26 protein-coding genes are annotated in these 24,668 nt (G+C 74.2%); 16 read left to right on the top strand and 10 right to left on the bottom strand.

All coding sequences use genetic code 11. The features are described from left to right. The first annotated feature begins 55 nt into the window (after positions 1-55). Complete coding sequence (locus CGE01nite_RS11000) at positions 56-2,185, top strand: alpha-galactosidase (RefSeq protein ID WP_170210947.1); 2,130 nt, start codon at positions 56-58, stop codon at positions 2,183-2,185. Positions 2,186-2,268: 83 nt separating this feature from the next. Here CGE01nite_RS11000 and CGE01nite_RS10995 read toward each other — a convergent pair whose 3' ends face one another. The 3 genes from CGE01nite_RS10995 to CGE01nite_RS10985 all read right to left on the bottom strand — a co-directional run bounded on the left by CGE01nite_RS10995 (position 2,269) and on the right by CGE01nite_RS10985 (position 5,335). Then, positions 2,269-3,144 carry a PPK2 family polyphosphate kinase gene (locus CGE01nite_RS10995; RefSeq protein WP_141370915.1) on the bottom strand — a complete coding sequence of 292 codons (876 nt, stop codon included), beginning with the start codon at positions 3,142-3,144 and terminating at the stop codon, positions 2,269-2,271. A gap of 114 nt (positions 3,145-3,258) precedes the next feature. Beyond that, complete coding sequence (locus tag CGE01nite_RS10990) at positions 3,259-3,954, bottom strand: potassium channel family protein (RefSeq protein WP_141370913.1); 696 nt, start codon at positions 3,952-3,954, stop codon at positions 3,259-3,261. A gap of 4 nt (positions 3,955-3,958) precedes the next feature. After that, the gene (locus CGE01nite_RS10985) at positions 3,959-5,335 is read right to left on the bottom strand and encodes a TrkH family potassium uptake protein (protein ID WP_141370911.1); all 1,377 of its coding nucleotides are present in this window, start codon (positions 5,333-5,335) and stop codon (positions 3,959-3,961) included. Positions 5,336-5,599: 264 nt separating this feature from the next. Here CGE01nite_RS10985 and CGE01nite_RS10980 point away from each other — a divergent pair, with 264 nt between their 5' ends. The 4 genes from CGE01nite_RS10980 (at position 5,600) to arfA (ending at position 9,302) form a co-directional block, all read left to right on the top strand. Further along, positions 5,600-6,775 carry an acetoin utilization protein AcuC gene (locus CGE01nite_RS10980; RefSeq protein ID WP_141370927.1) on the top strand — a complete coding sequence of 392 codons (1,176 nt, stop codon included), beginning with the start codon at positions 5,600-5,602 and terminating at the stop codon, positions 6,773-6,775. 176 nt (positions 6,776-6,951) lie between these two features. Beyond that, on the top strand, positions 6,952-7,176 hold the full coding sequence (locus tag CGE01nite_RS10975; RefSeq protein ID WP_048343169.1) for a helix-turn-helix domain-containing protein: 225 nt from the start codon (positions 6,952-6,954) through the stop codon (positions 7,174-7,176). A 231-nt stretch (positions 7,177-7,407) separates the two neighbouring features. Continuing rightward, positions 7,408-7,506, top strand: coding sequence for a 30S ribosomal protein bS22 (locus CGE01nite_RS10970; protein WP_003792170.1), 99 nt, complete (start codon positions 7,408-7,410; stop codon positions 7,504-7,506). Positions 7,507-7,787: 281 nt separating this feature from the next. Beyond that, on the top strand, positions 7,788-9,302 hold the full coding sequence (gene arfA, locus CGE01nite_RS10965) for an arabinosylfuranosidase ArfA (RefSeq protein WP_141370909.1): 1,515 nt from the start codon (positions 7,788-7,790) through the stop codon (positions 9,300-9,302). 27 nt (positions 9,303-9,329) lie between these two features. Here arfA and CGE01nite_RS10960 read toward each other — a convergent pair whose 3' ends face one another. Together CGE01nite_RS10960 and CGE01nite_RS10955 are read right to left on the bottom strand one after the other, a co-directional pair. Further along, complete coding sequence (locus CGE01nite_RS10960) at positions 9,330-9,866, bottom strand: GNAT family N-acetyltransferase (protein ID WP_048343192.1); 537 nt, start codon at positions 9,864-9,866, stop codon at positions 9,330-9,332. Between the two features lie 98 nt (positions 9,867-9,964). Continuing rightward, positions 9,965-10,804 carry an HAD family hydrolase gene (locus CGE01nite_RS10955; RefSeq protein ID WP_082156378.1) on the bottom strand — a complete coding sequence of 280 codons (840 nt, stop codon included), beginning with the start codon at positions 10,802-10,804 and terminating at the stop codon, positions 9,965-9,967. A 117-nt stretch (positions 10,805-10,921) separates the two neighbouring features. Here CGE01nite_RS10955 and CGE01nite_RS10950 point away from each other — a divergent pair, with 117 nt between their 5' ends. Both CGE01nite_RS10950 and CGE01nite_RS10945 read left to right on the top strand, forming a co-directional pair. Then, a complete protein-coding gene (locus tag CGE01nite_RS10950) occupies positions 10,922-11,191 on the top strand; it encodes a glutaredoxin family protein (RefSeq protein WP_048343171.1) in 270 nt (89 codons plus the stop codon). A gap of 24 nt (positions 11,192-11,215) precedes the next feature. Next, positions 11,216-11,848 carry a redox-sensing transcriptional repressor Rex gene (locus tag CGE01nite_RS10945; protein WP_048343172.1) on the top strand — a complete coding sequence of 211 codons (633 nt, stop codon included), beginning with the start codon at positions 11,216-11,218 and terminating at the stop codon, positions 11,846-11,848. An 87-nt stretch (positions 11,849-11,935) separates the two neighbouring features. Here CGE01nite_RS10945 and CGE01nite_RS10940 read toward each other — a convergent pair whose 3' ends face one another. Continuing rightward, a complete protein-coding gene (locus CGE01nite_RS10940) occupies positions 11,936-12,496 on the bottom strand; it encodes a YceI family protein (protein WP_048343173.1) in 561 nt (186 codons plus the stop codon). 229 nt (positions 12,497-12,725) lie between these two features. On the opposite strand from CGE01nite_RS10940, the gene CGE01nite_RS10935 reads away from it, so the two are divergent. From CGE01nite_RS10935 to ccsB, 6 genes are all read left to right on the top strand, one after another. Further along, positions 12,726-13,253 carry a MarR family winged helix-turn-helix transcriptional regulator gene (locus CGE01nite_RS10935; RefSeq protein ID WP_229747484.1) on the top strand — a complete coding sequence of 176 codons (528 nt, stop codon included), beginning with the start codon at positions 12,726-12,728 and terminating at the stop codon, positions 13,251-13,253. Between the two features lie 49 nt (positions 13,254-13,302). Beyond that, on the top strand, positions 13,303-14,043 hold the full coding sequence (locus tag CGE01nite_RS10930) for a histidine phosphatase family protein (protein WP_048343175.1): 741 nt from the start codon (positions 13,303-13,305) through the stop codon (positions 14,041-14,043). A gap of 100 nt (positions 14,044-14,143) precedes the next feature. Beyond that, complete coding sequence (locus CGE01nite_RS10925) at positions 14,144-14,707, top strand: TlpA family protein disulfide reductase (RefSeq protein WP_141370923.1); 564 nt, start codon at positions 14,144-14,146, stop codon at positions 14,705-14,707. Next, the gene (locus CGE01nite_RS10920; protein WP_417282011.1) at positions 14,704-15,666 is read left to right on the top strand and encodes a cytochrome c biogenesis CcdA family protein; all 963 of its coding nucleotides are present in this window, start codon (positions 14,704-14,706) and stop codon (positions 15,664-15,666) included. Before CGE01nite_RS10925 ends, CGE01nite_RS10920 begins: the two co-directional genes overlap by 4 nt. Before the next feature lies 1 nt (position 15,667). Next, a complete protein-coding gene (resB, locus tag CGE01nite_RS10915) occupies positions 15,668-17,485 on the top strand; it encodes a cytochrome c biogenesis protein ResB (protein ID WP_141370907.1) in 1,818 nt (605 codons plus the stop codon). Continuing rightward, positions 17,482-18,594, top strand: coding sequence for a c-type cytochrome biogenesis protein CcsB (gene ccsB, locus CGE01nite_RS10910; RefSeq protein WP_141370905.1), 1,113 nt, complete (start codon positions 17,482-17,484; stop codon positions 18,592-18,594). Before resB ends, ccsB begins: the two co-directional genes overlap by 4 nt. A gap of 26 nt (positions 18,595-18,620) precedes the next feature. On the opposite strand, the gene CGE01nite_RS10905 is transcribed toward ccsB, so the two are convergent. Together CGE01nite_RS10905 and CGE01nite_RS10900 are read right to left on the bottom strand one after the other, a co-directional pair. After that, positions 18,621-20,096 (bottom strand): HNH endonuclease signature motif containing protein, encoded by a 1,476-nt coding sequence (locus tag CGE01nite_RS10905; RefSeq protein WP_141370903.1) that lies wholly within the window; start codon positions 20,094-20,096, stop codon positions 18,621-18,623. Positions 20,097-20,182: 86 nt separating this feature from the next. Beyond that, the gene (locus tag CGE01nite_RS10900) at positions 20,183-20,524 is read right to left on the bottom strand and encodes a PLD nuclease N-terminal domain-containing protein (RefSeq protein WP_141370901.1); all 342 of its coding nucleotides are present in this window, start codon (positions 20,522-20,524) and stop codon (positions 20,183-20,185) included. Positions 20,525-20,636: 112 nt separating this feature from the next. Between CGE01nite_RS10900 and CGE01nite_RS10895 the strand changes: the two genes are divergently transcribed. Next, positions 20,637-21,020, top strand: a complete 384-nt coding sequence (locus CGE01nite_RS10895) for a DUF4229 domain-containing protein (protein ID WP_141370899.1) — start codon at positions 20,637-20,639, stop codon at positions 21,018-21,020. Between the two features lie 4 nt (positions 21,021-21,024). On the opposite strand, the gene CGE01nite_RS10890 is transcribed toward CGE01nite_RS10895, so the two are convergent. Beyond that, positions 21,025-21,894: a 1,4-dihydroxy-2-naphthoate polyprenyltransferase gene (locus tag CGE01nite_RS10890; protein ID WP_048343179.1), complete on the bottom strand. Its 870-nt coding sequence runs from the start codon at positions 21,892-21,894 to the stop codon at positions 21,025-21,027. After that, positions 21,891-23,096 carry an o-succinylbenzoate--CoA ligase gene (gene menE / locus CGE01nite_RS10885; RefSeq protein WP_141370898.1) on the bottom strand — a complete coding sequence of 402 codons (1,206 nt, stop codon included), beginning with the start codon at positions 23,094-23,096 and terminating at the stop codon, positions 21,891-21,893. Before menE ends, CGE01nite_RS10890 begins: the two co-directional genes overlap by 4 nt. A 158-nt stretch (positions 23,097-23,254) precedes the next feature. On the opposite strand from menE, the gene CGE01nite_RS10880 reads away from it, so the two are divergent. After that, entirely contained in the window at positions 23,255-24,346 is a 1,092-nt protein-coding gene (locus tag CGE01nite_RS10880) for a DUF3048 domain-containing protein (protein ID WP_048343180.1), read from the top strand. A 141-nt stretch (positions 24,347-24,487) separates the two neighbouring features. Then, entirely contained in the window at positions 24,488-24,646 is a 159-nt protein-coding gene (locus CGE01nite_RS16980; RefSeq protein ID WP_170210946.1) for a hypothetical protein, read from the top strand. Positions 24,647-24,668 lie beyond the last annotated feature (22 nt).

The raw sequence follows: 24,668 nt of genomic DNA, 5'->3' as shown, positions 1-24,668 counted from the left end.
GGCCCGTCGCGTGAGCGGGCCGAACCGGGCGCCCGCCGGCGGGGGAGTTGGTTGGATGGGGCGCATGCTCGTCCACCTGCGCGCCTCGGGCGTGAGCCTGCTCCTGGAGTCCGACGACCGCCTGCCGCGCGTCCTGCACTGGGGGAGCGACCTCGGCGCGGGGTTCGGCGACGACGCCCTCGCCGCGCTCGCGGTCGCGTCCGTCCGGCCGCACGCGGGCACGCAGACCGACGCCCCCGTGCCGCCGTCGGTGCTGCCCGGCCAGGCCGAGGCGTGGCTCGGGACCCCGGGCGTCGCGGGCCATCGGGACGGCCAGGCGTGGTCGCCCTCGTTCGCCGTGGGCTCGTCGGACGTCGTCGACACCCCCGGCGCGGGCGGTGCGCTGCGCGTCACGGCGTCCGACGAGAGCGCGCGCCTGGGCCTCGAGCTCACGATCGAGCTCACCGCGCAGGGCGTGGTCCGCACGCGCGCGACCCTCACCAACGAGGGCGGCTCGACCTACACCCTCGACTCGCTCCTGCCCGCGCTGCCGGTGCCCTCGCACGCGAGCGAGATCCACGACCTCGCCGGGCGCTGGTCCCAGGAGCGCACGCCGCAGCGCCACGCGTTCACGGTCGGCACGCACGTACGCGAAGGTCGGCGCGGTCGCACGGGAGCCGACGCGACGCTCGTCCTGATCGCGGCTGAGCCCGGCACGGGGTTCCGCCGCGGCGAGGCGTGGGGCGTGCACGTCGCGTGGTCCGGCAACCACCGCACGCAGGCCGAGCTCATGCCCGACGGCACGCGCGTGCTCGCAGGTGGCGAGCTGCTGCTGCCCGGCGAGGTCCGCCTCGCGCCGGGCGCCTCGTACTCGTCGCCCTGGCTGTACGGCTCGTACGGCGACGGGCTCGACGCGCTCGCGGGCCGGTTCCACGCGCTGCTGCGCGCGCGCCCGCAGCACCCCCGCACGCCGCGTCCCGTCACGCTGAACGTGTGGGAGGCCGTCTACTTCGACCACTCGCTGCCCCGCCTGCTCGAGCTCGCGGACCTCGCGGCGTCGCTCGGCGTCGAGCGGTACGTGCTCGACGACGGCTGGTTCCGCGGGCGCCGCGACGACCGCGCGGGCCTGGGCGACTGGTTCGTCGACGAGGACGTGTGGCCCGACGGGCTCGAGCCGCTGGTCGAGCGCGTGCACGGCGTCGGGATGCAGTTCGGCCTGTGGTTCGAGCCCGAGATGGTCAACCCGGACTCCGACCTCGCCCGCGCCCACCCCGACTGGATCCTGCAGGTCCCCGGACGTCAGCCGCCGTTGCAGCGACACCAGCAGGTGCTCGACCTCGCGCGCCCCGAGGTCGCCGCCTACCTGCGCGCACGCGTCGTCTCGCTCGTGCGCGAGCTCGGCGTCGACTACGTGAAGTGGGACCACAACCGCGACCTGGTCGAGGCCGGTGGCGTGGACGGCACGCCCGGCGTCCACGCGCAGACGACGGCCGTGTACGCGCTGCTCGACGCGATCCGCGCCGACTGCCCCGGCCTGGAGATCGAGTCGTGCTCGTCGGGCGGCGCGCGCGTCGACCTGGCCGTCCTCGAGCGCACCGACCGGGTCTGGGCCTCGGACTGCCTCGACGCGCGCGAGCGCCAGGAGATCCAGCGGTGGACCGCCCAGCTCCTGCCGCCCGAGCTCGTCGGCTCGCACGTGGGCGCGGGCCGGGCGCACACCACGGGCCGGGTCCTCGACCTGTCGTTCCGCGCGGTGACCGCGTTGCTGGGGTCGTTCGGCATCGAGTGGGACCTCACGCAGGCGTCCGACGACGAGCGCGCCGAGCTGGCCGCGTGGATCGCCCTGTACCAGGCCGAGCGAGGGCTCCTGCACACCGGCCGGACCGTGCGCGACGACCTGCCCGCCGCCGGGCAGTGGCTGCACGGCGTCGTCGCGCAGGACCGCTCCCGCGCGGTGTTCGCGCTCGTGCAGCGCGAGCGTCCCGCGACGTGGCCGCCCGGCCGGGTGCGGCTGCCGGGCCTGGACCCGGACGCGATGTACGACGTGGTGCCGCACGGTCCGTCGAGCGTGCGCAACGACTGGGACCGTCCCGGCTGGTGGGAGCGCCCGCTGCGCCTGACCGGCCTCGTGCTGGCCACCGTCGGCGTCCAGTCCCCGGCCCTCGAGGTGGACCACGCCGCGCTGCTCCTCGCCACGCGCGTCTGAGCGTGGCCCCCGCGCGTGGCGTGGGGGCGGGCAGTCAGCTGGTCGGCACCTCGTTGTGCCAACTAGCTGACATCAGGCGCGCGTCAGCGGGTGGCGTCCAGACGCGCGAGCTCGGTGGCCACGTCGTACGAGGGGTCGGGCCAGTCCAGGTCGAGGTCGAGCAGCGCGCGCAGGAGCAGCGCGCTGGTCGCGAGCCGCGCGTACCACTTGCGGTCCGCGGGCACGACGTACCAGGGCGCGACGTCGAACGACGAGCGGGCGAGCACCTCGTCGTACGCGGCCTCGTACGCGGGGCGGGCCAGGCGCACGTCGACGTCGTTCGGGGAGTACTTCCAGTGCTTGTCCGGGCGCTCGAGCCGCTCGCGCAGGCGCAGGTACTGCTCGTCGCGCGAGACCCACAGCGCGACCTTGACGACGGTCGTGCCGCCCGCGACCAGCTCGCGCTCGAACTGCTCGATCGCCGCGAACCGCGCCGTGAGCTCGTCGGCGTCGGCCGTCCCGGCGGCGTGCGGGACCAGGATGTCCTCGTAGTGCGAGCGGTCGAACAGCCCGATCCGGCCCGCGGGCGGCAGCGCCTTGCGGATGCGCCACAGGAAGTCGTGCTCGAGCTCCTCGGGCGTGGGCCGGCCGAACGCCTTGAGGGCGACGCCCTGCGGGTCGACAAGGCCGAGCACGTGCCGCGCGATCCCGCCCTTGCCGGCGGTGTCGAGGCCCTGCAGGACGAGCAGCACCGAGCGGTCGCCGCCTGAGCGGCCGTGCGCGTACAGGCGCTCCTGCAGCTCCGACATGCGCTCGCCGATGGTGCCGAGGAGCTTCTCTCCGGTCTTCCGCCCGTCGTCGAACGACGGGGTCGAGGCCGCGTCGAGGTCGGTGATCCGGACGCCCGGAGCGGCCTCGAGGCTCCGCGCGACGTCGTCGAGCCGTGCCCGCACCTCGTCGGCGGACGGCTTCTTCGCCATCGCGCACCTCCGCTCCTGCTCGGCAGCCCGGCTCGCACCGGACGTGCTCGCGCGACCGGGACCCGGCCGCGACCAGCGATGCTATCGGCGCGCGGTGCCCGGCGGTACCCCCGATCAGGGGCGCGCGGCGAACCGTTCGAGCAGGTCGGCGTGACCCGAGACGATGATGATGTCGTTCTGCGAGATCCGCGTCTCAGGGGTGGCGTACTGGAAGTCCAGCCCGGGCGACTTCACGCCGACGATCGTCACCCCGTAACGCTCGCGGATCTTGCTCTGCGCGAGCGTGAACCCCTGCGTCTCCTTCGGCGGGCGCATCTTGACGACCGTGAAGCCGTCCTCGACCTCGATGTAGTCGAGCAGCTTGCCCGAGACGAGGTGCGCGACGCGCGAGCCCGCGTCCGCCTCGGGCAGCACCACGTGGTGCGCGCCGATGCGCTGCAGGATCCGGGCGTGCTCGTTCGAGACGGCCTTCGCCCAGATCTGCGGGATGCCGATGTCGACGAGGTTGCCCGTGATGAGCACCGAGGCCTCGAGGTAGGAGCCGACGCCGACGACCGCGACGGGGAAGTCGCGCGCGCCCAGCTGCTCGAGCGCCTCGGGGTTGGCCGCGTCGGCCTCGACGAGCGCGATGCGCCCGGCCCACTGCGCGACCAGCTCGGGGGAGCGCTCGACCGCGAGCACGTCCTGGCCGAGCCGGTCGAGCGTCGCGGCGATCGCCGAGCCGAACCGGCCGAGCCCGATCACCAGGACGCCGGAGTCCTTCTTGGGCGTGCGGGGCGCGTTCTGCGTGCTGGAACGCGCGTCGCGCATGGTCTCAGCCAATGATCGGCCTCTCTTCCGGTAGCCGGATCACCCGACGACGGTTGCGCAGCGCGAGCGCGGCCGCAAGCGTCATCGTGCCGGTCCGGCCGATGAACATCAGGACGGTGAGCACGTACTTGGCCCCGTCGGGCAGCGTCGGCGTGATGCCGGTGCTCAGCCCGCACGTGGCGAACGCGGAGATGACCTCGAACAGGATCGTGTCGAGCCGCTCGCCGGTCATCGCGAGCAGCAGGAGCGAGGCGATGAGCACGAACGTCGCGGAGATGAGGGAGACCGCGATCGCGACCTGCAGCGCGTCGCGCGGGATGCGCCGGCCGTACGCCTCGACGTCGCGGTCGCCGCGCGCCTCGGCGACGATCGCGAGCAGCATGACGGCGAGCGTCGTGACCTTGATGCCGCCCGCGGTCGAGGCCGAGCCACCGCCGACGAACATGAGCGCGTCGGTCAGGAGCCACGTGGACTCGTGCATCTGGCCCACGTCGACGGTCGAGAAGCCCGCCGAGCGTGGCATGACGCCCGCGAACAGCGACGCGAGCGCGGTGCCCGAGGCGTCGAGGTCGCGGAACGTGTTCGGGTTGGTCCACTCGAACGCGGCGACCAGGACCGCGCCCGCGACGACGAGCGCGGAGCTCGTCGTGATGGTCAGCTTTGCGTGCAGGCTCCACCGGCGTGGCTCGCGCAGGTGCTGCGCGACGTTGAGGATGACCGGGAAGCCGAGCGACCCGATGAACACGCCGACGATGATCGGCAGCAGCACCCACCAGTCGGAGATGAACGGCGCGAGCCCCTCGGGCGTCGGCACGAACCCGGCGTTGTTGAACGACGAGACGCCGTAGAACGTCGCGTGCCACGCGGCGGTGCCCCACGACTCGTCGTACATGTGGAAGCGGGGGAGCAGGACGATCGCGATCGCGACCTCGAGGATCGTCGACGTCACGATGACCGTGCGCACGAGCGAGCCGACCTCGCCCAGCCGCGTGAACTTGGTCTCGGACGAGACGAGCAGCCGCTGCGTCAGACCGATGCGGCGCGAGACCGCCATGCCCAGCAGCGACGCGAGCGTCATGACGCCCAGGCCGCCGATCTTGATCGCGACGAGGATCACGACGAGGCCCCACGTCGACCAGTACTCGCCCGTCGGGACGACGACGAGCCCGGTGACGGTGCTCGCGGACGTCGCGGTGAACAGCGCGTCCACGAACGGCGCGCGGGACCCGTGCGCGGTGGCCCAGGGCGCCGAGAGCAGCACGGTGACCAGGGCGATCACGGCGGCGAACACCCCGAGCGCGAGCCGTGCCGGGGACTGCCGGGCCGAGCGGTCGACGATCTCCCGCGCCCGCCAGAGCACACCGGGACCCGTGCGCGCCATGCCCGCCACGCTCCCCTCGTGCCCAGCGACCTCGCCCGGGACCGGCCCGTGCGCCGGAAGGGCTCCGTCGAGATCGACGCCGTCCCTGCCCGGGCCGGGTGGTCCGCGGACGTGCATCGCACACTCTGGCACGACACGCCGCATGAGGTCGCGCTCGTCCCGGCACGTCGCGACGAGACGCACGACGAGACGCTCGACGAGACGCACGACGAGACGCGCCGCGTGGCGTTCGACAGCGTGCCCCGGGGATGTTTGGGTGAGGGCATGACGCAGCGGGCACGCGTGGAGTGGGCGCCCGAGATGCTGCGCTACGACTTCGGCACCGGGCACCCCATGGCGCCCGATCGCCTCGCGCTCACGATCGGCCTCGCGGACGCGCTCGGCCTGCTCGAGCACGTCGACCTGGTGCGTGCCGGCATCGCCGACGACGCGCTGCTCACCACCGTGCACGAGCCCGCGTACGTGGCGGCGGTGCGCCGCGCGGCCGACGAGGGCGTGCGCGACGAGGCCCGCGGCCTCGGGACGGCTGACGACCCGCTGTTCCCGAGCATGCACGAGGCGTCCGCGCGCGTGGTCCAGGGCACGGTCGACGCGGCGCTCGCGGTGTGGCGCGGCGAGTGCGAGCACGCCGTGAACATCACCGGCGGCATGCACCACGCGATGCCGGGCGCTGCGTCGGGCTTCTGCGTCTACAACGACGTCGCTGTCGCGATCCACGCGCTGCTCGCCCAGGGGGCCGAGCGGGTCGCGTACGTCGACCTCGACGCGCACCACGGCGACGGCGTCCAGGCGGTCTTCTGGGACGACCCGCGGGTCCTGACCGTCTCGGTCCACGAGTCGGGTCGCGCGCTGTTCCCGGGGACGGGGGACCCCCACGAGACCGGTGGCTCCGCGGCGCCCGGTTCCGCCGTGAACCTGCCGCTGCCGTCGGGGGCCGGCGACGTCGGCTGGCTGCGCGCGGTCGACGCCGTGGTGCCCGCGGTGCTGCGGGCGTTCGAGCCGCAGGTGCTCGTCACGCAGCACGGCTGCGACGCGCACGGCCTCGACCCGCTGAGCAACCTGCGGGTCTCGGTCGACGCGCAGCGGCTGGCCGCGCAGCGGCTGCACGATCTCGCGCACGAGCTCACGGGCGGACGCTGGCTCGCGACGGGCGGCGGCGGCTACGCGATCATCGACGTGGTGCCGCGCGCGTGGACGCACCTGATCGCGGTCGCCGCGCACCGGCCGATCGACCCCGCCACCCCCGTGCCCGAGGCGTGGCGTGAGCGCGTCGCCGCGGAGTACGGCCGCGAGGGGCCGCGCCTGATGACGGACGGCGCGACGCCGACGTTCCGGTCCTGGGGCTCGGGCTTCGACCCGTCCGACGACGTCGACCGGGCGATCCGTGCGACGCGGGCGATGAGCTTCCCGCTGCTGGGCCTCGACGTCGACCACGACTGAGCGCGCGCGCCGTCGCACGTTCGGCTGTCACTCTCGTCACCCCTTTCACTCGTGTCCCACGCGCCACTAGGGTTGGCCCCAGTCACCCCGAGGACGGGGTGGCGACGGGCACGAGCGGACCGCCAGCGGACCGTGGGACGAGCGTCGCGAGGCGCTCCAGGAGGATGACCGCAGAGATGAGCGACCAGCCGGGCCGCGTGCGCTACCTGACGGTGGTGGAGGTCGCCGACGTCATGCGCGTCTCCAAGATGACGGTGTACCGCCTGCTGCACTCGGGCGAGCTGCCCGGCGTGCGGGTGGGACGGTCGTTCCGCGTGCCGCAGGACGCCCTCGACGCCTACCTGCGGTCGTCGATGTCGACGATCGCACCCGAGCAGGACACCGAGCGCCGCACGTCCTGACGGCCGTGCCGACGCCTACGTGACGGGCGTCATGGCGGGCATCGGGACGATCGCTGCCGGCCCGCGTCGCGGGCATGCCCCGCGATCGCGTAAGGTAGGCGCTCGGACTTTCCTCTGCGTGGACAGTTGATGCGTGCAAGCGCGCGACCGAGGCCCTCACGGGTGACCACGTGCCGATCGACCAGCACCGGTCCGCCTCCGCGGGCCACACCCGGAAGCGAGAGTGGACCCATGGGCTCCGTCATCAAGAAGCGCCGCAAGCGGATGGCCAAGAAGAAGCACCGCAAGCTGCTGCGCAAGACGCGTCACCAGCGTCGCAACAAGAAGTGACCTCGCGCTGCCCCGGCAGCGCGTGGCAGAAGGGCTCGGCCGACCACGGCCGGGCCCTTCTGCGCATCCGGACCGTTCTGCGCATCCGGACCCATCTCGCATCCGGACCTTGGCGGCGCATCCGGGCGTTCTGCGCGCCGGGCGTGGCTTTTCTCGCGAGTTTCTACAACGATGGAGAAGCCGGGCCGACCCCGCCCCGTCGGGACCGCGTCGCGTCACGTCACTGCCGTCGTGACGGTCCGGTCCCACGACACCCGTTCGCCGTCCCAGAAGGTCCTCGCATGATCCCCGTGAGCATCACCCTCGACCCTGCGTTCCGTGTGGGCCCCGTGCGACGTCGCACGTTCGGCTCGTTCGTCGAGCACCTCGGCCGCTGCGTCTACACCGGTATCCACGACCCGGCGCACCCGACGGCCGACGCCGACGGCTTCCGCAAGGACGTCATCGAGCTCACGCGCGAGCTCGGGGTGAGCACCGTGCGCTACCCGGGTGGCAACTTCGTCTCGGGCTACCGCTGGGAGGACGGCGTCGGTCCGGTCGAGCAGCGGCCGCGTCGGCTGGACCTCGCGTGGCACTCGACCGACCCGAACACCGTCGGCGTCGACGAGTTCATGCGCTGGACCAAGGCGGCCGAGGTCGAGCCGATGATGGCGGTCAACCTCGGCACGCGCGGCGTGCAGGAGGCGCTCGACCTGCTCGAGTACTGCAACGTCAAGGGCGGGACGCGGCTGTCGGACCAGCGCCGCGCGAACGGCTCGCCCGAGCCGCACGACATCCGGATGTGGTGCCTGGGCAACGAGATGGACGGCCCCTGGCAGATCGGGCACAAGACCGCCCACGAGTACGGGCGCCTGGCCGCCGAGACCGCCCGCGCGATGCGGATGGTCCAGCCGGACCTCGAGCTCGTCGCGTGCGGCTCGTCGGGCGTGGGGATCCCGACGTTCGGCGAGTGGGAGCGGGTCGTGCTGTCCGAGGCGTACGAGCACGTCGACCTGATCTCGGCGCACGCGTACTACTGGGAGGAGGACGGCGACCTCGGGTCGTTCCTGGCCTCCGCGGTCGACATGGACCACTTCATCGACTCGGTCTCGGCGACCGCCGACGCCGTGCGGGCGCACAAGAAGCTGTCCAAGCGCATCCACATCTCGTTCGACGAGTGGAACGTCTGGTACCAGCACCGCGCCGAGTCCCAGCCGCCGGTGGGCGATGACTGGCCGGTCGCCCCCGTGCTGCTCGAGGACACGTACAACGTCGCGGACGCGGTCGTCGTCGGGAACCTGCTCATCAGCCTGCTGCGGCACACCGACCGCGTGCACGCCGCGTCGCTCGCGCAGCTCGTCAACGTGATCGCGCCGATCATGACCGAGCCCGGTGGCCGGTCCTGGAAGCAGACGATCTTCCACCCGTTCGCCCAGGCGTCGCGGTTCGCGCGCGGCGACGTGCTGCGCGTCGCGCTCGACGTCGCGACGTACGAGACCGCCAAGTTCGGCGACGCCGCGCTCGCGGACGCGGTCGCGACCTACGACGCCGAGACGGGCGACGTCGCCCTCTTCGCGGTGAACCGGTCGACGACCCAGCCCGCGCTGCTCGACGTGGACCTGCGCTCGATCCCGGGCCTGCGGCTCGTCGACGCGAGCACGCTGGCCAACCCGGACCACACCTGGCAGGCGACCGCGGACGACGACACGTCCGTCGCGCCGCGCGCCAACGCGACCGCTCAGGTCGCGGACGGGCGCCTGCGCGTCGAGGTGCCGCCGGTGTCGTGGAACGTGGTGCGCCTGCGCACGGGGGAGTGAAAGCCCGCGGCCGTCACAGGAAACGGGTCACAGGACGCGCTCGAGGACGTAGTCGTCCTCGATGCGCGACCCGACCCGGAAGTGCTTGGTGCCCACGCGCCGGAAGCCGTGCCGGTGGTAGAAGCGCTGCGCGCGCTCGTTGAGCTGGTTCACGCCCAGCCAGCAGCCGACGGCCCGGCGGTCGCGCGCGTCGTCGAGGGACGCGCCCATGAGCAGGTCCGCGACCCCGGCGCCGTGCCGCTGCGGGCGCACGTAGCACTTCGAGAGCTCGACGGTGGGCCACAGCGACAGCGCCGACCGCACGTCGGTGTCCGCGGGCATGCCCGAGACGAGCATCGCGTACCCCTCGAGCTGCTCGCTCTCGTCGTCCTGCGCGACCAGGACCGTCCGCCGGCCGTCGGTGAGGTAGCCCTCGAACGAGGACTGCGACAGCACGGTCTCGACGAACACGCGCTGGTCCTCGGGGGTCGAGCCGGGCGGGCACGCCAGGGGGAACGTCAGGGCGGCGAGCTCCGCCAGGGCGGCGGCGTCGTCGCGTCGAGCGGGGCGGACGAGAACGGTCACGACGAACCACACTAGGCGCCCTCGTGCCGCAGATCGGGCCCTGACCAGGGCGCTGGCACCCAGGTGCGGCGACGAGTTCGGCGTCTGCGGTGCGGGGATCAGCGGTCGGTGCGCGCGGTGAGGGCGCGGCGCGCCGCCCGGGCGGTCACGGCGAGCGCCCAGGCCGTGCCGGCGTAGGTCGCCGCACGCGCGCCGCGCCGCACGCGGTGCCGCGCGGGCCGGAAGTCGCGCATGGGCCAGCCGAGCTCGGTTGCGCGGCGGCGCAGCCGGCGGTCCGGGTTGATCGCGCACGGGTGCCCCACGGTGCTCAGGAGCGGCACGTCGTTGGTCGAGTCGCCGTACGCGAACGACTGCGCGAGGTCTAGGCCCGCGCGGTCGGCGAGCTCGCGCACGGCGCGCGCCTTGGCCTCGCCGTGCAGCAGGTCCCCGACCAGGCGTCCGGTGTAGAAGCCGTCGACCTCGTCCGCGACGGTGCACAACGCGCCCGTCGCGCCCAGCCGCCGTGCGAGCAGCTCGGCGATCTCCCGCGGCGAGGCGGTCACGAACCAGACCGGGACGCCCGCCGCGCGGTGCGCGTCGAGCAGGGCCCGCGTGCCGGGGTAGATGCGCAGGTGCAGCACCTCGTCGTACACGTCCTCGGCGATCGCCGTGACCTCGGCGACCGAGTGGCCGCGCATGATCGTCAGCGCCTCACCGCGGAGGCGGTCGATCTGGCGGCGGTTCTCTCCGAGCATCCGGTACCGCAGCTGGTGACCGGCGAACCGCACGAGGTCCCACGGCCGGAAGAACCCGCGCCGGTACAGGCCCACGGCCAGGTGGAACGCGCTCGCGCCGCGCACGATCGTGTTGTCGACGTCGAAGAACGCGGCCGGCCGGGGCGTGCTCGCGGCGTCGGCGACGGGGTCGTCGGCGCTGGACGCACCACGCGGCTCGGACACCCGGTCACTGTAACGAGCGCGCGGGCCCGCAACGATCCGGGGCCGGGCCGGTGCGTACGGGCAGGCGGGTGCCGCTCGTCGCCCCACGCGGGGCCCCGGCGGGTCTAGTGTCGGCACGTGCACGACGAGCCGACGACCGCCCCCCGTGTGGTGCTCTTCTCTCGCGACGGCTGCCACCTGTGCGCCGACGCACGCGCGCTCGTCGCGGCGGAGGCGGCGCTCGCGGGCACGACGTGGCGCGAGGTCGACGTGGACCGCGACACCGAGCCCGGCCGCGACCTCGGCGAGCTGAGCGAGCTGGTCCCCGTGGTCGAGGTGGACGGCGTCCGGCAGGGCTACTGGCGGATCGAGTCGGCGCGGCTGCGGCGCGCGCTGGCTGCGCGCTGAGCCCGGTCCGGAGCGCGTGACCCGATGAGCACGGCCCAGGTCCCCGGCGCCACCGTGGCGCGCCTGCCCGGGTACCTGCACGCGCTCGAGGCCGTGCGCGGGACGGGGGTCGTGACCTCGGAGGAGCTCGCGCGCGCCGCGGGCGTCAGCCCGGCCCAGCTGCGCAAGGACCTGTCGTTCCTGGGCTCGTACGGCCGACGAGGCGTGGGGTACGACGTCGCGCACCTCGAGCGGCAGATCGGTGCGGTGCTCGGTGTGCAGACGCGGCGCACGGTCGTGATCGTCGGGATCGGGTACCTGGGTCACGCGCTCGCGAGCTACGGCGGGTTCGCCGAGCGGGGGTTCGACGTCGCGGCGCTCGTCGACGCGGACCCGCAGGTCGTCGGGACGCGCGTGGCCGGGCTCGTGGTCGAGCCGGTCGACGCGCTCGCACAGGTCGTGGCGCGCACGGGCGCGACGGTCGGGGTGATCGCCGTGCCGGCGCCGTACGCGCAGGACGTGTGCGACGGGCTCGTCGGGGCGGGTGTGACGGGCTTGCTGACGTTCGCCCCGCGCGCCCTGCGCGTGCCGGACGGCGTGACGGTGCGCGCGGTCGACGTCGCGAGCGAGCTGCAGATCCTCGCGTTCCACGACGCGCGCCGGCACGAGGGCGTCTGACCACGACGAAGGGCGGGCCCGCGCGCGTGTGCGACGGACCCGCCCTGCGGCGGTGCGGACTCGCTCAGAGGCGAGCCGACGCGACGCTCAGGCCTGCTTGATGGCCGAGACGTCGAGCGTGATGGTGACCTTGTCCGAGACGAGGACGCCGCCGGCCTCGAGGGCCGCGTTCCAGGTGAGGTCGAAGTCCTTGCGCGAGATCGTCACGGACGCCTCGAACCCGGCGCGCGTGTTGCCGAACGGGTCGACCGCCGAGCCGTTGAACTCGGTGGCGAGCTCGACGGGGCGCGTGACGCCGTGGATCGTGAGGTCACCGGCGATGACGTAGTCGCCGCCCTCGGCGCGGATCGCGGTCGAGGCGAACGTCCACTGGCCGAACTTCTCCACGTCGAAGAAGTCGCCGCTCTTGAGGTGGCCGTCGCGGTTCGCGTCGCCGGTCGAGACCGTCGACGGGTCGAGCGTCGCCGTGACGGCGGTCGAGGCGAGGTCCTCGCCGACCGTGATCGCGCCGTCGGTGACCGCGACGGTGCCGCGGACCTTGGAGATGCCGGCGTGGCGGACCGTGAAGGCCGCCTCGGTGTGCGACGGGTCGATGGCCCAGGTGCCGGTGGTGAGGCCGGTGGGGAGGGTGCTGGTGGCGGTGCTCATGGGGTGCTCCTCGTCGTGGGGGCCGCGTCGCTCGTGGTGCTCGGGGCTGCGGCTCTCGGGTCGATCGTTGAAGTCTCAACAACCTGTTAGTTCAAAGTTGTACTACAGTGGTGGGTGGAGCGCAAGCCGACGTGTCGCGCGTCACAGCCCCGCTCACGACGCTCGACCGGCCCGTCCCCCGCGCCGTCGACCCCCCGCGCGGCCTGTGCTCGACCGAGAGAGGTGACCCGTGACCGACCCGACCACCGTCGAGCGCGCACCCGACGCTCCCGACGCGCCCCCGCAGGCTCCCGTGCGCTGGCTCAGCGCCGACGAGCAGCTGTCCTGGCGTGCGTTCCGCACGGCGACCGCGATGCTCTCCGACGTGCTCGCGCACGAGCTCGAGAAGGACTCCGGACTGTCCGTCCACGAGTACGAGGTCCTGGTCCGGCTCTCGGAGGCGCCCGGCAGGACCATGCGGATGTCCGAGATCGCGACGGGCCTCGCGCACTCGCGCAGCCGGCTCACCCACACCGTCCGGCGCATGGAGGAGCAGGGCCTCGTCGAGCGGCAGCAGTGCCCCTCCGACGCGCGAGGCGTCGACTGCACCATGACCGAGCTGGGCTGGCGCCGGCTCGTCGACGCCGCGCCCGGCCATGTGCGGTCCGTGCGGGCGCACCTCGTCGACGTCCTGACGCCCGCGCAGTTCGCCGCGCTCGGCGAGGCGATGGAGGCCGTGCGCGTCCACCTCACCGGTGGTGCGTGTCACCCCGCGTGAGCCGGGACGGGGCCCCGAGCACACGGGTGCGTGAGGGACACTGACTGCCATGGTCGCGACCACCGTCCACCTGATGCGTCATGGCGAGGTGCACAACCCCGAGGGTGTGCTCTACGGCCGTCTGCCCGGCTACCGCCTGTCCGAACGCGGCCGCGCGATGGCGCGCATCGTCGCGGTGCACCTGTCGGGCCGTGAGTACGACGGCGCGTGGCTCAGCGAGCTCGGGCAGGACGACGAGGCCGCCGACACCGTCGCGCAGAGCGCGGGGAGCGGGCTGAGCGCGGGTCCGCGCCGCGACGTGGTCGCCGTGATCGCCTCGCCGCTCGAGCGTGCGCAGGAGACCGCGACGCCGATCGCCGCCGCGTTCGGCGTCGAGATCGGCACGGACGCGCGCCTGATCGAGGCCGCCAACCACTTCCAGGGCATGACGTTCGGCGTCGGCGACGGCTCGCTGCGCCACCCGCAGCACTGGCCCTACCTGCGCAACCCGTTCCGCCCGTCGTGGGGCGAGCCGTACCGCGAGCAGGCCGACCGCATGCTCGCGGCGGTCGACGACGCGCGCGCCGCTGCGCGCGGTCACGAGGTCGTGCTCGTCTCCCACCAGCTACCCGTGTGGATCACGCGGCTCGCGCTCGAGAACCGCCGGCTGTGGCACGACCCGCGCAAGCGGCAGTGCTCGCTGGCCTCGCTGACGAGCCTGCGCTACGAGGACGACGAGCTCGTCTCGATCACCTACACCGAACCCGCCGCGGCGCTGCTGCCGGGCGCCGCGACCGTGGCCGGGGCGTGACGTGAGCGCGTCGGAGGGCCGTCGTCCGCGCGCCCGCACCGGAGCGGCCCGTGCCGGAGCGCCCCGTGCCGTGCGCCGGGTTCCGGTCCTGGCCGCCGTGATGGCCACCGGGCTGGTCGGCGTGCTCGCGGGCTGCGGCTCGGCCGACGAGTCGGCGTCGAACGACGTCGTCGGGCAGAACTACCAGTCGGGCGACGGCTCGACGAAGACCTGGGCCGCGGGCGACCGCGAAGGGCCTGTGGCGCTCTCCGGCACCGACTACGAGGGCCAGGCGCAGGACGTCGCGGCGTGGCAGGGTGACGTCGTCGTCCTCAACACCTGGTACGCGGCCTGCCCGCCGTGCCGCGCGGAGGCACCCGACCTCGTCGCGCTCGCGAACGACTACGCCGACCGCGGCGTGCACGTGCTCGGGCTGAACTCGCGCGACGAGGCCGGTGCGGCCGAGGCGTTCCAGCGCACGTTCGAGATCCCGTACCCGAGCATCGACGACCGCAGCGGCGCCGCCGTGGCGGCGCTGCAGGGCATCGTGCCGCTCAACGCCGTTCCCACCACGGTCGTGCTCGACCGCGACGGCAAGGTCGCCGCGCGCATCGTGGGCCTCGCGGACGGCTCGACGCTGCGCACCCTGGTCGACGACCTGCTCGACGAGTCGGTGGCGTCGTGACGATCGCCGCGCTCGCGGCGTCGGTCGGCGCCGGAGCCCTGGCCGTGCCCGTGGCCGCGCCGGTGCTGGCGGACGCGGGCGACGCGTTCGGTCGCGCCGCCTCCACCGGGTCGCTCGCGCTCGCGATCCCCGTCGCCGTGCTGGCCGGGCTCGTCTCGTTCGCGTCGCCGTGCGTGCTGCCGCTCGTGCCCGGCTACCTTGCGTTCCTGGGCGGGATGACCGGTGCCACCTCGGGCCGCACGGCCGTGGGCACGGGCTCGGCGCCGGCGGTCGCGGGTGGCGTCGTGCGGGGCACGGTCCCCGGGCTGCCGACCGTCGGTGGGCCGTCCGGTGCGCGCGCCGCCGACGAGGGGCGGGCCGCCACGGCGACCGCGGCCGGGCGTGGTCGCGTGCTCGCCGGCGTCGGGCTCTTCGTCGCGGGGTTCTCGCTCGTCTTCGTCCTGTTCGGCGTGCTCGCAGGCACGCTCGGCGCGGCACTCGTGCAGTGGTCGGACACGCTGTCGCGGGTCCTCGGCGTCGTCGTGATCCTCATGGGCCTCGCGTTCGTGGGGTTCGTGCCGTTCCTGCAGCAGGACAAGCGGCTGCACCTCGCGCCGCGCGCCGGGCTGTGGGGCGCGCCGCTGCTCGGCGTGACGTTCGGGCTCGGCTGGACGCCGTGCATCGGCCCGACGCTCGCGGCGATCTACACGCTCTCGCTCGACCAGGCGTCCGCGGCCCGCGGCGCGCTCCTCGCGGTCGCCTTCTGCGTCGGCCTCGGGCTCCCGTTCCTCCTGGTGGCGCTCGGCGTCGAGGGGTCCGCGCGTGCCCTGGCGTTCCTGCGTCGGCACCGGCTCGCGATCATGCGGGTCGGCGGCGGCCTGCTCGTCGTCCTGGGCCTCGCGCTCGTCACCGGTGTCTGGTCGCAGTGGGCGCAATGGCTCCAGAACGTGTTCACCGACAGCTTCGTGCCGGTGGTGTGACGTGACCTCTTACCGCCCCGACGGTCTCGAGGACACGTTCTCGACGACCGACACGCGCGAGCCCGCAGGCGATGCCGCCCCCGCGGAGGCGCGCGACTCGGCGCCGCAGCTGCCCACGCTCGGGCTCGTCGGCTGGGCCCGCTGGGCCTGGCGCCAGCTCACGAGCATGCGCGTCGCGCTCCTGCTCCTCATGCTCCTGGCCGTGGCCGCCGTGCCCGGCACGATGTTCCCGCAGAACGCGCAGGACCCCGCCCGGGTCGCGGAGTACCTCGTCGACCACCCGACGACGGGGCCGTGGCTCGAGCGGCTCGGCCTGTTCGACGTGTACTCGTCGATCTGGTTCTCCGCGATCTACCTGATGCTGTTCATCTCGCTCGTCGGCTGCATCCTGCCCCGCACGCGCGCGCACCTCGCGGGGCTCCGCGGCCGGCCGCCGCGCACGCCGCGACGGCTCACCCGCTTCCCCGCGCAGGCCGACGCGACGAGCGACGCCACACCCGAGCAGGTCGTGCTCGCGGCGCGCGCCGTCCTGCGCCGCGGGCCGGCGTGGCTGCCGTTCGCCCGGTCCTACCGCGTCGACGTGCACGACGAGGGCCGCGGCACGTGGTCCGTCTCCGCGGAGCGCGGCTACCTGCGCGAGACCGGGAACCTGGTGTTCCACCTCGCGCTCGTCGGGCTGCTCGTCTCGGTCGCGGCCGGTCAGATGCTGCACTACCGCGGGCAGGCGATCATCCTGCAGGGCCGCGGCATGGCCAACGCGGTCAAGGAGTACGACACCTTCGAGAAGGGCTCGGCGTTCCGCGAGGACAGCCTGCAGCCCTTCACGGTCCGCCTCGACGACTTCACCGCACGGTTCGACGACGAGACGCTCGAGCCGCGCGACTTCGCCGCGTACGTCACGGTCACGGACCCCGACGGCACGGCGAACGCCGAGGTCATCAAGGTCAACCACCCGCTCGAGCGGGACGGCGGCAAGATCTACCTGCAGGGCAACGGCTACGCGCCCGAGCTGACGGTGCGCGACGCGTCCGGCGAGGTCGCGTTCGCCGGGGCCGTCCCCTTCCTCCCGCAGGACGAGGTCTACACGTCGCGCGGCGTCGTGAAGGTGCCCGACGTCTCGGGCGACCAGCCGCAGATCGGCCTCGTCGGCTACCTCCTGCCGACCGCGGTCGAGGTGGCCGACGGCCTGTACCGCTCGACCGACCCGCAGGCCGACGCTCCGCTGCTCGTGCTGTCCGTGTGGTCGGGCAACCTGGGCCTCGACACCGGGGTCCCGCAGAACGCCTACCAGCTCGACGAGGCCCGCATGACGCAGGCAGTCGACGACTCGGGCGCCGCGATCACGCTGTACCTGCGGCCGGGCGAGACCGTCGAGCTGCCCGACGGCCTGGGCTCCGTGACGTTCGGCTCGGTGTCGCGCTTCGTCGCGCTCGACCTGCGGCACGACCCCGCGCTGACCTACGTGCTGGTGTTCTCGCTCGCCGCGTTCGCGGGGCTGGCGGCCTCGCTGTTCGCGCCGCGCCGGCGCCTGTGGATCCGCGCGAGCGCGGGCGACGGCGCGTCCGAGGCGGACCCCGCCGAGTCGGCGAGCGGCCCGCCCGGCGACGGCAGGGCATCGGTGGCGCATCGATCTACAGTGGTGACGGCCGCCGGGCTCGCGCGCGGCGACGACGTCGGGCTGCAGCCCGAGCTCGAACGCGTGCTCCTCGCGGCGCTCGCGTCCGCCGGGACCGCACCGCACCCGCCGGACCGCACCGCGACCGGACGGACCGACCGAACGACGGACTCACGCGACGTCAGTGATGGGGAGATGGCATGAACACGGGTGACCTGAGCACGCTGCTGGTCTGGGCCGCAGCGACCGCCTTCACCATCGCGCTCGTCGCCTACACGATCGACCTGGCACGGCTCGCCGACAACGCGCAGCGCCGTCGGCCCGAGCTCGACGCCGAGGCGGGCGAGGACCGCGCGGGCGTGCCCGCGGCCGTCGCGGTCGGGAGCGCGGGGGCCGCGTCCCCGGTCTCCCAGCACCTCGGGTCCGGCTCGGGCCCGGTGACCCGGTCGGCGAGCGCGTCGGCGATCGCCGGGTCGGCCGACGAGGCCGCGATCGGCCGCTCGCCGCGCGCCGAGGGCATCGCGCGGAGCACCACCTACCTGGGCTGCGTGCTGCTCTTCGCGGCGATCGTGCTGCGCGGCATCGCGGCCGGCCGGTGGCCGACAGCCAACATGTACGAGTTCACGCTCGTCGGCGTCTTCGTCGCGACCACCGTCCTCGCAGTCGTCCAGCGCCGTCGCGTGATCGCCTTCCTCGGCGTCGTCGTCATGGGCATCGCGGTCACCGCGCTCGTCGTCGCGATCGAGAGCTTCTTCGTCCGGGCCGACGCCGTGCGGCCCGCGCTGCAGAACTACTGGCTCGTGCTGCACGTCGGTGTCGCGATCATCGCGACCGGCATCTTCACCGTCGCGTTCGCCACGTCGGTCCTGCAGGTGCTGCGCTACGGCCGTGAGACCGGCCGCTCGCACCTCGACCACCCGTGGAAGTCCGCGGACGGCGTGCGCCAGTCGATCTCCGGCCTGGCCGTGACCGGCCCACGGTTCCGCTGGCTCGACCAGGTGCCCGACTCGCGCCGGCTCGAGGCGCTGTCCTTCCGGCTCAACGCGCTCGCCTTCGTGCTCTGGACGCTCACGCTCATCGGCGGGGCGATCTGGGCCGAGGACGCGTGGGGTCGCTACTGGAACTGGGACTCCAAGGAGGTCGGCACGTTCGTCGCGTGGGTCGTCTACGCGGCCTACCTGCACGCGCGCACGACCCGCGGCTGGAGCGGCAGCAAGGCCGCCTACTTCGTGTTCGTCGGCTACGCGGTCGTGCTCGCGAACTTCACGGTCGTCAACCTCGTCATCCCGGGCCTGCACTCGTACGCCTTCTAGCCCGCCGCCCGACCCCCGGCCGGTGCTCACGGCGGACGGTCGGGGTGCTCGACGAGGTCGGAGGCGACGACGGCACCGTGTCGCGTCCGGACCGTGTACGAGACCTGGCGGATCGCGCCCGGCACTGCGCCGGGTGAGCGGCTGACCACCAGGTCGCGGCGGTGGACCTCGTGATGGTGGAAGCTGCACAGCAGCGCTCCGTTCTCCACCGACGTCTCGCCGCCGTCCCTGTCCCACCAGCGCACGTGGTGGACCTCGCACCACCGGGCGCGCGCGCCGCATCCCGCCCACACGCAGCCTCGATCACGGGCGATCACCGCCCGGCGGAGGTACCCGGAGTACAGACGCTGGCCGCGCCCCACGTCGACCGGCCGCCCGGCAGCGTCGACGACGACGCGCGTCAGCTCGCAGTCGCACAAGAGCCGGGCGACCTCGCTGACCGGGATGGGGATGCCTTCCTCGTCGGCGGGTGGCGCGACCCCGCGTAGGCGCTCGGCGAGCACCTCCGCCGGGGCGAGCCCGGCCGGACCGACCGCGGCCTCGCCCGTGCTCTGGGCGGGTGAGCTGGAACCGCCCTGGTGCAGGCCGCGGGAGAGGGCGGTCCAGGTGTCCTCCGTGAGCACGACGGAGACGTGAGGAGCGACGGCCGCCGCGGAAGGGGAGCCGGGCGAGGACAGCGTGTGCTCCGCGATCGCGGCGAGCGCGTCTGCGCGGCGCTGCTCGACCGTGCGCTCGTCGTCCGTGGTCGGCCGTGGGCTCGCGGCCTCGAGCGCCAGGCGCAGGCGGTGACCCGCGCGCAGGTCGAGCAGGCCGCGCACCTGCGTCCCGCCCGGCGTGTCGGTCACGTGCAGGTGCCTGCGCTCGCGCTGGGCGGCGTGGTCCCGCTCCAGAGCCACGGGATCGACGGCGGCCGCCCACCGGTCGACGGCACGCGCGAAGTCGCGCCCGTCGAGCCGACGCCCGAGCGCCACGAGCGCCTGCTGCTCCTCGGGCTGGGCGAGCGCCGCGGCGACCGCCGGTGATGCCGTGGCGGCGGTGCGGGCCAGCACGTCGACGTGTCGCTGGGAGAGCGAACGACTCGCGAGCCCGTGCTCGACGGCCGGCATCGACGCGAGCACGTCGGCGGCGCGGACCTCCGCGGACGCGGCTGGCGCTCCGCCGCGCGTGACCCGGCCCCGCCACGAGGCGAAGTCGCGGTCCCCGCGCCCGGACCAGCCGCCGGCGCGCTGCTCGGCGTGCAGGAGGTGGGCTCGTGCGGCCGTCAGTGCGGCCACCGTGTCGTCGATCCCTGTGATCACCGACTGCCGGCGCGAGCTCGTCCACCTCGCGCCGTCACGTGCCGGGGCGAGCAGGGACCGCGCGAGGTCGACCAGCGAGGCGACCGCGCTCGTGACGTCGACGGTGTGCTCACGGGGTGCGGGAGAGGCGTGCGCCGTGGCAGCGGTGGCAGCCTCGGTCACCGTCGCCACGGGGGCATCGGAGGCGCAGAGCGTCGAACGCATGTACGAATCGTACCGAGATGCACCGACACGCCGGGCTGGTCGTCCACAGGGGGCGAGCGGCAGTGAGCGCCCGCTCGTGCGCGGGGTCAGCCGGTGGCGGGGCCCGTGGAGTCGCGGGGCTCGTCGTCGGTGCCGCGGGCCTCGCGGCGGCGGCGTTCCTGCTCGAGACGCCACAGGAACTCGGGGTCGTCGTCGGGCGCGACCGGACCGGAGGTCGCGTGCCCGGCGGCCTCCTGCGGACGCACGTTGGCGCGGCGCGTCCGGCTCACGGCCAGCCACACGACCCCGCCGATGAGCGGGAACAGCACCACGAGCAGCACCCAGAGCGCGGGGTGCACGCCGAGTCGCTCGTCGTCCTCGCTGCGCACGATGTCGATCACGCAGTAGACGACCAGGCCGATCAGCAGCAACGTCCCCAGGTACCTCATCCCGGCAGGCTATCTGCTGCCGGGGGCGGCCGGGCCGCGGGTGTGGCCGAGATCGCCCCGGACGGGGCCGCGACTGGCCCGTGCGGGCACGCGGCCCGCCTACGCTGGGTGCGTGCCCGCCGTCATCTACACCGTCCTGCGCCTCGCGCTGTTCGCGGTCGCGACGACCGCGCTGTGGTTCATCGGGATGCGCTCGTGGCTCGCGCCGATCGGGGGGATGTTCGTCGCGTGGGCGCTGTCGTACGTGCTGCTCGCACGGCAGGGCCGCGCCGCGGCGGCGTGGGTCGAGCAGCGCTCGGCCGCGCGGGCCGGGACGCGTCGCCGCACCGCCGCCGACGAGGACGCGAGCTACGAGGACGCGATCGTCGACGCGGCCGCTCCCCACGACGACCAGGCGCCGACCGACGAGCAGGCTGCCGACGAGCACGCGCCCGCCGAGCGTGCTCCCGACGAGCAGGTGGCCGGGAGCGCGCGGGACGACGAGACCCGCGCCTGACGCGTCAGAACGACAGGCCGAGCCCCAGCAGCACGCCGAATGCGAGCTCGAGCATCCCCGTGCCGGCCAGCACGGGCACGAGCGCACGACCGTGCGCACCGAGCAGCACGATCACCGCGAGCACCCCGGCCGGCGCGAGCAGCACGCTCACCATGAGCGCCCACGGCGCGGCGAACGCGCACACGATCCCGAGCAGCACGGGCACGACGACCAGCCCGGCGTAGCTCCACCGCGCCCGCCGGTCGCCGAGGCGCACCGCGAGGGTGCGCTTGCCGGCGAGCACGTCGGTCGGGATGTCGCGCAGGTTGTTGACCATGAGCAGCGCGCACGCGAGCAGCCCCACGGCCACGGCCCCGACCCAGGCGACCCACGACAGGCGCCCGGCCTGCGTGTAGGTGGTGCCGAGCACGGCGACCAGCCCGAAGAACGTGAAGACGCCGACCTCGCCGAGCCCGAGGTACCCGTAGGGCTTGCGCCCGCCCGTGTAGCCCCACGCGGCCGCGATGGCGAGCGCGCCGACGGCGAGCAGCCACCACGTGCCGGACGCGGCGACGAGCCACAGTCCGAGCAGCGCGGCGACGCCGAACGCGACGAACGCCGCGTTGCGCACGTCTGAGGGGCGGGCCGCGCCGGACGCGGTGAGCCGCATGGGCCCGACGCGTTCGAGATCCGTACCCCGGATCCCGTCGGAGTAGTCGTTGGCGTAGTTGACGCCGACCTGCAGCGCGAGCGCGACGCCGAGCGCGAGCAGCCCGCGTCCGACGTGCGCGGCATCGAGCTGTGCGGCGGCGCCGGTGCCGACGAGCACGGGTGCAGCCGCGGCGGGCAGCGTGCGGGGTCGCGCTCCGGCGACCCATTCCTGCGGTGTGGTCACGCGGCGCTCCCGGGTGAGGTGGGGTGGAGGCGGGCCTCGACGAGCGCGCGGGCGGTGCGACGGTCGGGTTTGCCCGGACCGCGCAGCGGCAGCGCGTCGACGACGATCAGGTGGCGCGGCGCGTGCGGCGCGCCGAGGGTGCGGGTCACGTGCGCGCGCACGTCGTCGAGCGCGGGTGCGGGGGTGCCCGGGTCGAGCACGACGAGGCACGCGACGCACTGGCCCCACTCGTCGTCGGGGACGCCCACGACGAGCGCGTCGGCGATGCCGGGCAGCGTCACGAGCGCCGCCTCGACGGCCGCGGGCGCGACGTTCACGCCACCCGTGACCACGACGTCGTCGGCGCGCCCGAGCACCGTGAGCCGGCCGTCGTCGAGGCGCCCGAGGTCGCTCGTGCGCAGGAACCGGGTGCCGTCCCGCTCGACGAACGTCGTCGCGTCGAGGTCGGGGCGGTCGCGGTAGCCCGCGGTCAGGACGTCGCCGCCGAGCAGCACGCGACCGTCGTCGTCGAGCAGGACCCGGACGCCGTCGAGGGGCTCGCCGTCGTACACGCAGCCGCCGCACGTCTCGGTCATGCCGTACGTGGTGACCACGCGCAGGCCCGCCTCGCGGGCACGGGCGAGCAGGGCGGCGGGCGCCGCGGCGCCGCCGAGCAGGATCGCGTCGAACGTGCGTGCCGCGGCGGTCGCGGTGGCGTCGTCCAGGAGACGGACGAGCTGCGTCGGGACCAGCGAGGTGTACCGCGGCACGTCGACCGGCGCTGCGGGGTCCGCCTCGTCGAGGGCGCCGACGGCCGCCGTGAAGGCCTCGGGCGTGAACGGGCCGTCGGGCACGGCCACCGGGCGCGTCCCCGCGAGCACGGACCGCACCAGCACCTGCAGGCCGGCGACGTGGTCGACGGGCAGCGCGAGCAGCCACCGGCCGGGCCCCGAGGTGCGGCGCTCGGTCGCCCGCCCCGAGGCGCGCAGCGCCGTCGCGGTCAGGAGGGCCTCGCGCGGCTCGCCCGTCGAGCCGGACGTCGCGACGACGAGCGCGACGTCGTCCGCGACCTCGCCCGTCGGCGTGCCGGCCGGTCCGCCGGCGGGTGGAGTGGGTGTGCCGGGCACGACGCGCAGCGCGGGACCCGTCCCGTCGAGCGCGGCTCCCAGCAGGTCGAGCAGGAGGTCGGCACGCGCAGCGACGTCATGCAGCGGCCGGGTCACGCGCCCAGCCTAGGTCGCGCACCCTCGTCGGCCGAACGGCACGGACCGGACGTGATGTGCGGAACACGGGTGAGGAACGCGAACGGACGTGGTGGGATGCACGCGCGCACGGCCGTCCGTGGCACCCTTGGTCCCGCTGACCCCGGGGGGAGACACCGATGACGCCCACGTCCATCCGACGTCCGCGCACGAACCGCGTGCGCGTACTCGGCCTGATCGGCGCGCTCGCGCTGACCTTCACCGCCGCCTGCAGCTCCGCCGAGCCGCAGCAGCCACCCACGCCGGTGACCGAGCAGCCGACGATCGACGCCGACAAGCAGCCCGTCCCGACGCCGTCCGTCGCGCCGACGTGGCCGCTCACCGGCATGCCGGTCGAGGGAGAGCCCGTCAACCGCCCGGCGATCGGCGTCAAGGTCGAGAACACGTCGGCCGCGCGCCCGCAGACCGGCCTGGAGCAGGCCGACGTCGTCTGGGAGACGATCGTCGAGTTCCAGGTGTCGCGGTTCGTCGCGGTGTACCACTCGCAGGTCCCGAAGTCGGTCGGCCCGATCCGCTCGGTCCGCCCCATGGACCCGACGATCCTGGCCCCGCTCAACGCGATGCTCGCGTTCTCCGGCGGTCAGCCCGGCATCGTCCAGGTGGCCAAGGACTCCGGGCTGCAGCTCCTGAGCAACGACGCGGGCGTCAAGGGCATGTCGCGCTCGAGCGCGCGCCCCGCACCGCACAACGTGTACGGCGACATGGCGACGCTGTGGAGCCTCGCGGACGCCAACCACCAGAACTCGCCCGCGGAGCAGTTCGGCTTCGCGCGCTCGGCCGACCAGGCGACGGCGGTCGTCAGCGGCACGGCGGCCGGCACCCTGGCGTTCCGCCTCTCGGCGGCGTCGAGCCCGAGCTGGTCGTGGGATGCGGGCAGCGGCACGTGGCTGCGGTCGGAGGGCTCCACGCCCGCGATGGCGGCGAGCGGCGACCGGCTCTCGGCCGTCAACGTCGTCTCGATCGTCGCCGAGCACCCCGACACCAAGTTCAAGGCGCAGGGCGGTGCCCTGGTGCCGACGTACAAGCTCAAGACGGAGGGCGAGGGCACCCTCGCCACCGGCGGCAAGACCATCGCGGTGACCTGGAAGAAGGCCGACCCGGCCGACCCGATGCGGCTGTACCTGCCGGACGGCACCGAGGCGCTGCTCGCCCCCGGCAACACGTGGGTCGAGCTCGTGCCGAAGGGCTCCGGGTCGCTCACGATCAGCTAGGTCCACCCCGCGTCGGCCGGGCCGTCCACCCTCGGGTGGAGGCCCGGCCTTCGTGCACCCGCCCGCGGTCGGTCCACCGGCCCGGCAGGACGGTCCCGGCGGCCGACGCGCCGGCCGGTGCCCGGACGCGAACCTGGGTGCATGACCACGGAATCCGCCCACGAACTCGTCGAGCACGACGTCGCCTCCGCAGGCGCGGTCGTCGCGGCGGGGGTCGTCCTGCTCGCTCTCGTCGTCGGCGCCGCGTTCGTCGTGGCACAGGTCGTCGACGTCATGGCCTGGTTCGCGGCCGGCAGCTGAGCCGGGCCGTCCCTCCGGCTGC

The sequence above is a fragment of the Cellulomonas gelida genome, assembly GCF_006538725.1.
In the GTDB taxonomy this organism is placed as follows: Bacteria; Actinomycetota; Actinomycetes; order Actinomycetales; family Cellulomonadaceae; genus Cellulomonas; species Cellulomonas gelida.
Note: the sequence above shows the minus strand (reverse complement) of the source record. Positions and strands in the feature narration are given on the sequence as shown.

Coding starts and splice junctions, on each gene's coding strand:
- CGE01nite_RS11000 (WP_170210947.1), top strand. CDS start 56: ATGGGGCGCATGCTCGTCCACCTGCGCGCCTCGGGCGTGAGCCTGCTC.
- CGE01nite_RS10995 (WP_141370915.1), bottom strand. CDS start 3,144: ATGGCGAAGAAGCCGTCCGCCGACGAGGTGCGGGCACGGCTCGACGAC.
- CGE01nite_RS10990 (WP_141370913.1), bottom strand. CDS start 3,954: ATGCGCGACGCGCGTTCCAGCACGCAGAACGCGCCCCGCACGCCCAAG.
- CGE01nite_RS10985 (WP_141370911.1), bottom strand. CDS start 5,335: ATGGCGCGCACGGGTCCCGGTGTGCTCTGGCGGGCGCGGGAGATCGTC.
- CGE01nite_RS10980 (WP_141370927.1), top strand. CDS start 5,600: ATGACGCAGCGGGCACGCGTGGAGTGGGCGCCCGAGATGCTGCGCTAC.
- CGE01nite_RS10975 (WP_048343169.1), top strand. CDS start 6,952: ATGAGCGACCAGCCGGGCCGCGTGCGCTACCTGACGGTGGTGGAGGTC.
- CGE01nite_RS10970 (WP_003792170.1), top strand. CDS start 7,408: ATGGGCTCCGTCATCAAGAAGCGCCGCAAGCGGATGGCCAAGAAGAAG.
- arfA (WP_141370909.1), top strand. CDS start 7,788: ATGATCCCCGTGAGCATCACCCTCGACCCTGCGTTCCGTGTGGGCCCC.
- CGE01nite_RS10945 (WP_048343172.1), top strand. CDS start 11,216: ATGAGCACGGCCCAGGTCCCCGGCGCCACCGTGGCGCGCCTGCCCGGG.
- CGE01nite_RS10940 (WP_048343173.1), bottom strand. CDS start 12,496: ATGAGCACCGCCACCAGCACCCTCCCCACCGGCCTCACCACCGGCACC.
- CGE01nite_RS10930 (WP_048343175.1), top strand. CDS start 13,303: ATGGTCGCGACCACCGTCCACCTGATGCGTCATGGCGAGGTGCACAAC.
- CGE01nite_RS10925 (WP_141370923.1), top strand. CDS start 14,144: ATGGCCACCGGGCTGGTCGGCGTGCTCGCGGGCTGCGGCTCGGCCGAC.
- ccsB (WP_141370905.1), top strand. CDS start 17,482: ATGAACACGGGTGACCTGAGCACGCTGCTGGTCTGGGCCGCAGCGACC.
- CGE01nite_RS10905 (WP_141370903.1), bottom strand. CDS start 20,096: ATGCGTTCGACGCTCTGCGCCTCCGATGCCCCCGTGGCGACGGTGACC.
- CGE01nite_RS10900 (WP_141370901.1), bottom strand. CDS start 20,524: ATGAGGTACCTGGGGACGTTGCTGCTGATCGGCCTGGTCGTCTACTGC.
- CGE01nite_RS10880 (WP_048343180.1), top strand. CDS start 23,255: ATGACGCCCACGTCCATCCGACGTCCGCGCACGAACCGCGTGCGCGTA.
- CGE01nite_RS16980 (WP_170210946.1), top strand. CDS start 24,488: ATGACCACGGAATCCGCCCACGAACTCGTCGAGCACGACGTCGCCTCC.